The organism is Polynucleobacter sp. UB-Piko-W3 (assembly GCF_018881635.1).
GTDB lineage: Bacteria > Pseudomonadota > Gammaproteobacteria > Burkholderiales > Burkholderiaceae > Polynucleobacter.
On the sequence record NZ_JACVPY010000002.1, the window covers coordinates 510379 to 519329 of the forward strand.

At 46.6% G+C, this 8951-nt stretch carries 9 protein-coding genes; 8 read left to right on the forward strand and 1 reads right to left on the reverse strand.

All coding sequences use genetic code 11. The annotated features are described in order from the left end of the window. Positions 1-6: 6 nt before the first annotated feature. Genes trpA through ICN31_RS02920 form a run of 8 tightly spaced genes read left to right on the forward strand, consistent with a single transcriptional unit; the run spans position 7 to position 7835 of the window. Positions 7-804 (forward strand): tryptophan synthase subunit alpha, encoded by a 798-nt coding sequence (gene trpA, locus ICN31_RS02885; protein ID WP_216258408.1) that lies wholly within the window; start codon positions 7-9, stop codon positions 802-804. Between the two features lie 6 nt (positions 805-810). Then, a complete protein-coding gene (gene accD / locus ICN31_RS02890) occupies positions 811-1698 on the forward strand; it encodes an acetyl-CoA carboxylase, carboxyltransferase subunit beta (protein WP_088526231.1) in 888 nt (295 codons plus the stop codon). 4 nt (positions 1699-1702) lie between these two features. Continuing rightward, positions 1703-3028, forward strand: a complete 1326-nt coding sequence (gene folC / locus ICN31_RS02895) for a bifunctional tetrahydrofolate synthase/dihydrofolate synthase (RefSeq protein ID WP_216258410.1) — start codon at positions 1703-1705, stop codon at positions 3026-3028. A gap of 3 nt (positions 3029-3031) precedes the next feature. Beyond that, complete coding sequence (locus ICN31_RS02900) at positions 3032-3817, forward strand: SPOR domain-containing protein (protein WP_216258412.1); 786 nt, start codon at positions 3032-3034, stop codon at positions 3815-3817. Next, the gene (locus ICN31_RS02905) at positions 3817-4383 is read left to right on the forward strand and encodes a CvpA family protein (RefSeq protein ID WP_216258413.1); all 567 of its coding nucleotides are present in this window, start codon (positions 3817-3819) and stop codon (positions 4381-4383) included. Before ICN31_RS02900 ends, ICN31_RS02905 begins: the two co-directional genes overlap by 1 nt. 4 nt (positions 4384-4387) lie before the next feature. Beyond that, positions 4388-5926, forward strand: a complete 1539-nt coding sequence (gene purF, locus ICN31_RS02910) for an amidophosphoribosyltransferase (protein WP_216258415.1) — start codon at positions 4388-4390, stop codon at positions 5924-5926. Positions 5927-5986: 60 nt separating this feature from the next. Beyond that, a complete protein-coding gene (locus tag ICN31_RS02915; RefSeq protein WP_216258417.1) occupies positions 5987-7195 on the forward strand; it encodes an O-succinylhomoserine sulfhydrylase in 1209 nt (402 codons plus the stop codon). Continuing rightward, the gene (locus ICN31_RS02920) at positions 7173-7835 is read left to right on the forward strand and encodes a bifunctional 2-polyprenyl-6-hydroxyphenol methylase/3-demethylubiquinol 3-O-methyltransferase UbiG (RefSeq protein WP_255530891.1); all 663 of its coding nucleotides are present in this window, start codon (positions 7173-7175) and stop codon (positions 7833-7835) included. Before ICN31_RS02915 ends, ICN31_RS02920 begins: the two co-directional genes overlap by 23 nt. Here the strand turns inward: ICN31_RS02920 and ICN31_RS02925 are convergent. Further along, positions 7825-8951: ABC transporter ATP-binding protein (locus ICN31_RS02925; protein ID WP_255530892.1), on the reverse strand; the 1127-nt coding region annotated here is incomplete at its 5' end. The two genes, ICN31_RS02920 and ICN31_RS02925, sit on opposite strands and share 11 nt — an antisense overlap.

Below are 8951 nucleotides of genomic sequence, written 5' to 3' on the forward strand. Positions count from 1 at the left end.
ACTCTTATGTCAAAAATTACGGCAGTCTTTAAAGAGTTAAAAGCAAGCGGAAAAAAAGGATTGATTCCTTTTATTACTGCAGGTGATCCTGATCCCGGTATGACGGTAGAGCTGATGCATGCATTGGTGCGTGGTGGCTCTAGTGTGATTGAACTAGGCGTGCCTTTTTCAGATCCAATGGCCGACGGTCCGGTAATTCAAAGATCTTCTGAGCGTGCATTGACTCAAGGTGTTACATTGCGCGTTTGCTTGGAAATGGTGAAGGAATTTCGGAAACAAGATCCAAACACTCCGGTGGTCTTAATGGGATATGCTAATCCAGTTGAGCAAATGGGCGCAGAGCGTTTTGCAACAGAGGCAAAAGCTGCTGGAGTTGATGGCGTGTTGGTAGTAGATTACCCGCCTGAAGAGTGTGTTGATTTTGCAGCGCGTATGCGTGTTGCAGGTATTGACCCCATTTTCTTATTAGCACCAACTTCATCGCATGACCGTATTAAAGCTGCAGCCAAAATTGCTTCTGGTTATATCTATTATGTATCCATGCGTGGTGTCACGGGAGGTGCAAACCTCAATACTCAAGATGTGGCTACTATCATCCCCAAAATTCGTCAAGAGACTGATATTCCGATTGCTGTGGGTTTCGGAATTAGCGATGCCGCTAGCGCTAAGGCAGTATCTCAGAGTGCCGATGCTGTGGTGATTGGCAGCCGTATTATTCGGCTTTTGGAGGACGCACCCCCTGGGCAGGCAGTACAATCACTTGAAACCTTCATTCGCGAAATTCGTGACGCATTGGATAGTTAAAAACCCATGAGCTGGATAGATAAATTACTCCCACCCCAAATTCAGCATACTGATCCTGCAAATCGCAAATCAGTACCAGAAGGATTGTGGGTTAAGTGCCCCAGTTGTGAAACGGTTCTTTACAGTACCGATATCGAAGCCAATCTTTCTGTTTGTCCAAAATGTAGCCATCACATGCGCATTGGTGCACGCCAGCGTTTGGATAGCTTGCTCGATCCAAAAGGCCGTTATGAAATCGGTGCCGATATCTATCCAACCGATCCTCTGAAATTTAAAGATTCTAAAAAATATCCAGATCGCATTAAAGAAGCCAATGACGCCTCTGGCGAAACAGAGGCCTTGATCGTCATGGGTGGAAAGCTTGAAACGATTCCAGTTGTTGCTGCCTGTTTTGAATTTCAGTATATGGGTGGCTCGATGGGCTCTGTAGTAGGTGAGCGATTTGCCCGCGGCGTGCAAGAGGCTATTGACAAAAAATGCGCCTTCATTTGCATCACTGCAACTGGTGGTGCAAGGATGCAGGAAAGTTTGTTGTCATTATTTCAGATGGCTAAGACCAACTCGATGTTGACCTTGCTGTCTAAAAAAGGTTTGCCATACATTAGCGTTCTGACTGACCCCACTATGGGCGGTATTTCCGCAAGCTTCGCCTTTATGGGTGATGTGGTGATGGCTGAACCAAAAGCCTTGATTGGTTTTGCTGGCCCTCGCGTCATTGAGCAAACCGTTCGTGAAAAATTGCCCGAAGGTTTTCAGCGCTCTGAGTTCTTAATGCAAAAGGGCGGTATTGACATGATTGTTGACCGCCGCCAAATGCGTGGCGAGATTGCGCGCCTATTAGCGCTCTTGCAAAAACTTCCAGAGCCTGCGATTGCGGGTAGCGCAGCCGTTTAAGCGCTTGAGCACAGCACACCAAACTCCAATTCTTTTTTCTAGCCTAGAGGCTTGGCTAAGTCACCTCGAAACTGCTCATCCCGTTGGCATCGACATGGGGTTGGAGCGCATCAATCGTGTAAAAGCAGCATTAGATCTACATTTTGACTGTCCAGTGATCACCGTTGCCGGCACTAATGGTAAAGGTTCTACTTGTGCCTATCTTGAAAGTATTTTGCTAGCCTCTGGCTACCGCGTGGGCTGCCATACTTCACCACACTTGCTGAAGTTTAATGAGCGTGCTCGGGTTAATGGGCAAGAGGTGAGCGACAGTCTCCTGTTAGAGCACTTTGCCGTTGTTGAAAATGTGCGCATGAGTTTGATAGATGCGCCAACGCTAACGTATTTTGAGTTCACCACCTTAGCCATCATGCACCTTTTCTCTCAATCCAATTTGGATGCAGTGGTATTAGAGGTGGGCATGGGCGGCCGCTTGGATGCAGTCAATATTGTGGATGCAGATTGCGCTATCGTGACGAGTATTGATATTGATCACGCAGATTTCTTGGGCGGCACCAGAGAGGCAATTGGTTTTGAGAAGGCGGGTATTTTCCGTCCAGGACATATCGCAGTCTGTGGCGATCCAGTGCCGCCGCAATCTTTAATTGATCATGCTGAAAAGTTAGATTGTGATCTTTGGTTGCAAGGACGTGACTACAACTTCCAAGGTGATAAACAGCAATGGGGTTGGGCAGGTCGCCAGAAGCGCTTTAGTGGTCTTGGCTACCCAGCATTGCGAGGCGCTAACCAGATTCTGAATGCCTCTGCCGTGATTGCAGCCTTGATGGCTCTGCATCAGCGCTTACCAGTCAGTGCCCAGGATATTCGAAACGGCTTTGCGATGGTTGAGTTGCCCGGCCGCTTTCAGGTTCTGCCGGGTCAGCCTACAGTGGTTTTGGATGTCGCTCACAACCCCCATGCTGCCGCTACTTTGGCACAAGGATTAGATAAGATGGGCTACCACCCCTATACCTTCGCCATTTTTGGGGCCATGGCAGACAAGGATATCGATGGGGTGATAAAGCCCTTGCTAGATATCGTGGATTTCTGGTTTTGTACTGATTTACCGACCCCGAGAGCCGCAACCGCCAAGGGGCTATCACACAGGCTTGAGGCCATGGGCGTAAAAGCTCAAAATGGCGCTGATGGCGGTATTGAGTGCTTCCCAGATCCTGCTGCAGCGTATCAAAAAGCGCTCTTAAAGGCGGGTGAGGGTGATAGAATTGTGACCTTCGGATCCTTCTATACCGTTGCAGGCGTAATGACTTACCGAAACAACCAGGCCCATTGATCCATGATTCGTTTACCGAGCTTCTTTAGGCGAAAAATACAGGCTGATGACCTTGATAGAGGTTCAGTCGGAATGCGCTCCGCTAAAAGAGCGGCTCCACGCAGTTTTCAGCGTGCTGCTGAAGCAGAAGAGCTTGCCCTTACAGAGGATCCAGAGCAACAAAGAGCGCGCCATCGTCTGATTGGCGCTGCTGTATTGGTTTTGATCGCTGTGGTTGGGCTGCCGCGCATTCTAGATAGCAACCCTAAGTTAGCGCCCAACGATATCGCTATCAATATCGTGACCAGCTTACCAATTCCCGGAACTAATTCAAGACCCGAAGAGAAAGCTAAAGCAGAAGTAGTTGCGGAGCCTGTAAAAGAAGCTCCTAAACTTGCGCTTGCTCCAGAATCAAAAGTGGAAGCTAAACCAGAACCAAAGACAGAGGCCAAAGTAGAAACTAAGCCAACACCTGCGCCGAGTAAAACTACTGGATTAGGTTTGGCTGCTGGAGAAGAGATTGTTGCTGTGCCTAATAGTGGTGGCAGCAATAGCGTAACTAACGCCTCAGGAAAGTATGTCATTCAGATCGGTGCGTTTGCTTCAGAAGAGCGTGCTCAGGGTTGGATTGCAAAACTCAAAGAGCAAAAGATTCCGAACTACGTTTTAAATAAAAATTCTAGCGACGGTACCAAGCTCTTTGTTCTTCGTGCGGGTCCGTATACCGATAAAGATACTGCAGAAGCAGCAGAAAAGAAAATTAAGGCGATGGGTCTATCACCAAGACTCGTCGAAGCTGGTAAACAGTAATGGAATACTTATCCACCTTAAAGTTAACGTCGGTGGATTATTTCACCCTAGTGCTGCTCTTAGTATCTGCCTTAGTAGGCATCTCTCGTGGCTTATTTAAAGAGGTGCTTGCTCTAGCATCTTGGTTTTCAGCTGCATGGGTTGCTTACCACTATACGAATTATCTATCTACCGAATGGCTTTCTACTTTCCATATGGATGAGTTGCTCAGCCTTGGCGTGAGCTTTCTCATTCTCTTCATCTTGACATTAATTATTTGCGGCTTGTTAGGTGGACTAGTGCAAAAAATAATTATGTCAGCGGGCTTAAGCCTGACAGATCGATTCTTGGGATTAGGATTTGGTTTGGCGCGTGGCGGTTTAGTTGTAGTCATTTTGGCAACATTGGCTGCTTTGACACCGATTCCGCAAAGTCTGGCCTGGAAAAATGCCGTTACCAGACCAGCTATAGATATGGCAACCGGTTTAATTAAAGGTTGGCTGCCAGCCGACTGGGCTAAACAATTGGGTGAGGCAATGCCTAAAGTAATACCTACCATTACTCCTACATTAACAATAGGAAGCTAGAGATATGTGCGGCGTCGTCGGAACTATTTCCCACTCACCAGTAAATCAACTGCTCTACGATGCTTTGTTGCTCTTGCAGCATCGCGGACAAGACGCGGCTGGTATCGCAACCATGAACGGTAACTCGTTCACTATGCATAAAGCCAATGGCCTAGTACGCGACGTATTTAGAACTCGCAATATGCGTAGCTTGGTTGGTAATGCCGGTATTGGTCAAGTTCGTTACCCAACAGCCGGCTCAGCAAGTAGCGAAGAAGAGGCGCAGCCTTTTTATGTCAGCGCTCCCTACGGTATTGTGCTGGCCCATAACGGTAATCTTACTAACGCACCAAGTTTGCGCGTTGAGATGGCTTACCGTGATCGCCGCCATATTAATACTAGCTCTGATACTGAAGTCCTATTAAACGTCTTAGCCGATGAACTGCAAAAAGAAACCAATAGCGTTGCCTTAGATGAGGCTGCTATGTTTAATGCGGTAACTGGAGTGACTAATCGCGTAAAAGGTTCTTATGCAGTGGTATCCCTCATTGCCGGTTATGGCTTATTAGCATTTCGTGATCCATTTGGAATTCGTCCTTTATGCCTCGGTCGAATTGATACACCACAGGGCCCTGAATGGATGGTGACATCAGAATCAGTGGCGCTTGAAGGTTTAGGTTTTACCTTTGTGCGTGATGTAAACCCAGGTGAGGCAATTTATATCGACCTGGATGGTAACTTCTATTCACGTCAGTGTGTGCCCAATGCAGTTCTAACGCCTTGTATTTTTGAGTACGTCTACATGGCGCGTCCAGATTCGACTATTGATGGGGTGATTGTGTATAACGTGCGGATGCGCATGGGTGATTATCTGGCTGAGAAGATTCGTAAGGTGACGAATGTCGATGAGATCGATGTGGTTATGCCGATTCCGGATTCAAGCCGTCCAGCGGCGATGCAAGTAGCTAAGAAATTAGGCGTGGATTACCGTGAAGGCTTCTTTAAGAATCGTTATATTGGCCGCACCTTCATCATGCCAGGTCAAGCAGTGCGTAAGAAGTCAGTACGCCAGAAGCTCAATGCAATGCGTATCGAGTTCAAAGATAAGACAGTGCTAATTGTTGATGACTCCATCGTACGCGGTACCACTTCATTTGAAATTGTTCAAATGGCGCGTGAATCTGGTGCCAAGAAAGTGATCTTTGCATCAGCAGCTCCGCCTGTGCGCTTCCCAAATGTGTACGGGATTGATATGCCAACTCGTAGCGAGTTAGTTGCTTATGGTCGTACGGATGAAGAAATCAACAAGATGATTGGCGCTGATCAATTGATCTATCAAAGTGTTGAAGATATGAAGCAGGCGGTTCGCGATATTAATCCCAATATTAAGAACTTTGAGGCCTCCTGCTTTGATGGCAATTACATCACTGGGGATATCACCGATTCTTATCTGGATGCCCTAGAAGCTGCCAGAAATACCTCTGCAGCAAAAGCGGATCGTCAGCGTGATTCAAGCGACTTTGCCACCTCTCAGCTTCATCTGCATTTGGCTATCGAAGACTAAAAAGCCACAGGAATTTGCTTTACACAAGGCAAATGGGCAATTCGGTGTCAAAATAGCAGTATGAAAAGCAAAACCACACGTAAAAAACCAGATTTTTCTAAGCTGGCACTTGAAACCCTAGCGGTCCGTGCTGGCACTCGTCGTACTGCTGAATATCAAGAGCATTCAGAGGCGATGTTTCTGACTTCAAGCTTTTGCTTTGATAGCGCTGAATTAGCTGCCGATGGATTTGCTCATGCAGACCAGGGATTTATTTACTCTCGTTTCACCAATCCCACTGTTAGCATGTTCCAGGATCGCTTGGCTGCTTTAGAAGGTGGTGAAGCTTGTATTGCAACTGCATCTGGTATGTCTGCCATTTTGACAATGGCAATGGCGCATCTACAGGCCGGTGATCACGTCGTATGCTCGCGCTCTGTATTTGGAGCAACGGTACAGTTATTCACTAATATCCTGGGCCGCTTTGGGATTACAACGACTTATGTTGATTTGGCTGATACCAAGTCATGGCAGGCCGCTGTCCAGCCAAATACCAAACTCTTTTATTTGGAAACCCCATCGAATCCATTGACTGAGATTGCCGATATTAAAGCCATCTCCAAGATTGCCAAGAAGGCTAAGGCCTTGTTTGCAGTGGATAACTGTTTTTGTACCCCAGCTCTGCAAAAGCCATTAGCTTTGGGCGCAGATGTAGTGATCCATTCGGCAACGAAATATTTAGATGGCCAAGGTAGAGTAGTTGGCGGTGCGATTGTAGGTAGTAAAGACTTTGTGATGGGCAAAGTGTTCCCGTATGTGCGAACAGCTGGCCCAACCATGTCTGCATTTAATGCCTGGGTATTCTTAAAAGGATTAGAAACTCTCGAGTTACGTATGAAACAACAGAGTCAGAATGCGCTCGAATTAGCTCAGTGGCTAGAGAAGCAGTCTGGTGTTGAGCGCGTTTACCATCCTGGTCTCACATCGCATCCTCAGCATGCCTTAGCAAAGCGTCAGCAAAAAGCAGGCGGGGCAATTGTCTCTTTCACACTCAAAGGTGGAAAGAAGGCCGCATTTAAGTTGATTAATCAGACTAAGCTGTGTTCGATTACCGCAAACTTGGGTGATACCCGGACAACGATTACCAATCCTGCGACTACTACCCATTGCCGAGTATCTCCTGAGGCCAGAAAAGCAGCTGGCATCACCGATGGCTTAGTGCGTATTGCGGTTGGCCTTGAGAATATCAACGATTTAAAGAGTGATCTTGTTGGCGGACTCAAAAGATAATCAAGTGCATCAAGATAAGCCCATGGGTTTTTCTGATGCCACTCAATTCTGGAATCAACGCTTTGATAAAGAAGAGTTCATCTTTGGCAAAGAGCCAAATGAATATCTTGCCCTACAAACCAGAAATTACTTAAAACCAAACGACAAAGTTCTTTGTATCGCTGATGGTGAGGGGCGTAACGGCGTTTGGCTAGCCAAGCAGGGCATGCAGGTGGTCGGATTTGATACATCTGATATTGCTTTAAAAAAAGCTCTGCAGTTTGCTAAAGACAATCAAGTAGAAGTCAAATACTCATTTTCAGATACTGATAGCTTTACATGGCACGAAAATGCATATGATGCTGTCATCGCAATCTTTATTCAGTTTGCCGATCCAAAAATGCGTGAGCGTATATTTCAGCAAACCTATATGGCGCTGAAGCCTGGTGGAATTTTTATATTACAAGGCTATACACCAAAGCAGCTGGAGTACAAAACAGGCGGTCCATCATTAATAGAGCATCTCTATACAGAAGAAATGATTCGAGACCTTGCGAAGGAATTTCAAATACTAGATTTGTGCTGCTATGAAAAAGAGCTCAATGAAGGCGCAAGACATGCGGGCATGTCTGCTCTACTGGGTCTTGTCGCTAAGAAGTAAATCGACGCGGATCATTGATGGGGCGAAGTGGCATGATGTGAATCTTGCTACCATCAATTTCAACATGAGTATTTTTGCCTACCTCTAATTCTAGTCGTTTCACTTCCGCTGCCGAAGCTTCCCAGGTAAGCGTATGGGCGGCATTATTGAGTAGCAGTTGAATGACTGCAATTTGTCCTAGGGCACTGATCTGCTCTACATGGGCCTCAATTGATGAAGGGCTGGGTTTGTTATGAAGGCTGAGGCCATCTGCGGGAATCACCCAGGCAACGGGAGTATTTGCGGGGATCTTACCCTTATCAAGCACTTCAAATACTCGATCGCAACGATCCCATGACAGCTTACCTGCAGTAAACACACCTTCAAACTTATTATTGATCCCTACCAGCTCTGCAACGCGAGAGTTTCTAGGTCTTTCGAAAAGCACCTGGGGTGGAGCGGTTTGCAAGCCAACACCTTGATCAATGACGGTAATGCGGTCTGCTAATAAATCTGCTTCGCGCAAATCATGAGTTACTAATAAAATCGGAATGTTTAAATCTTTGCGAAGTTCAGCGAGAGTTTTGTATAGGCCTTGACGCGTAGGGGCATCTATCGCAGAGAATGGTTCGTCTAATAATAGGACCTTAGGCGATCTTGCCAAAGCTCTTGCTAGTGCAACACGTTGCTGTTGGCCGCCAGATAGTTGATGGGGCATACGATTGGCTAATTCACCGATACCCATACGATTGAGCCATTGGCCCGCTTGTACTTGACGTTCTTTAAGCTCAGCTACCGAGTTATAGAGTGCAATACACACATTTTCCAGTGCAGATAGGTGAGGGAAGAGTGCATATTGCTGAAACAAAAATCCGCAAGAGCGCTGTGCCGGACTGAGTGAGGTGCTAATACCATTGATTTCATTAGCTTCAAACCAAAGCTCACCATTGCATTCAATACTTCCAGTATGGGCATGGTTTAGTCCAGCGATCGTCCGCAATGCAGTTGTCTTACCACTGCCTGATGGGCCTACTAAAGCATGGAGTTTGCCAGAAATACACTCTAGATTAAGTTGCAATGGATTGGGGGTTGTCTGAGAAAGCTTAATCCTGAGCATTAGCTTCCCCTTTTTTGAGT

Bases quoted from the DNA above. Each gene is read 5' to 3' on its own strand.
- trpA (WP_216258408.1), top strand. From the start codon at position 7: ATGTCAAAAATTACGGCAGTCTTTAAAGAGTTAAAAGCAAGCGGAAAA.
- accD (WP_088526231.1), top strand. From the start codon at position 811: ATGAGCTGGATAGATAAATTACTCCCACCCCAAATTCAGCATACTGAT.
- ICN31_RS02900 (WP_216258412.1), top strand. From the start codon at position 3,032: ATGATTCGTTTACCGAGCTTCTTTAGGCGAAAAATACAGGCTGATGAC.
- ICN31_RS02905 (WP_216258413.1), top strand. From the start codon at position 3,817: ATGGAATACTTATCCACCTTAAAGTTAACGTCGGTGGATTATTTCACC.
- purF (WP_216258415.1), top strand. From the start codon at position 4,388: ATGTGCGGCGTCGTCGGAACTATTTCCCACTCACCAGTAAATCAACTG.
- ICN31_RS02915 (WP_216258417.1), top strand. From the start codon at position 5,987: ATGAAAAGCAAAACCACACGTAAAAAACCAGATTTTTCTAAGCTGGCA.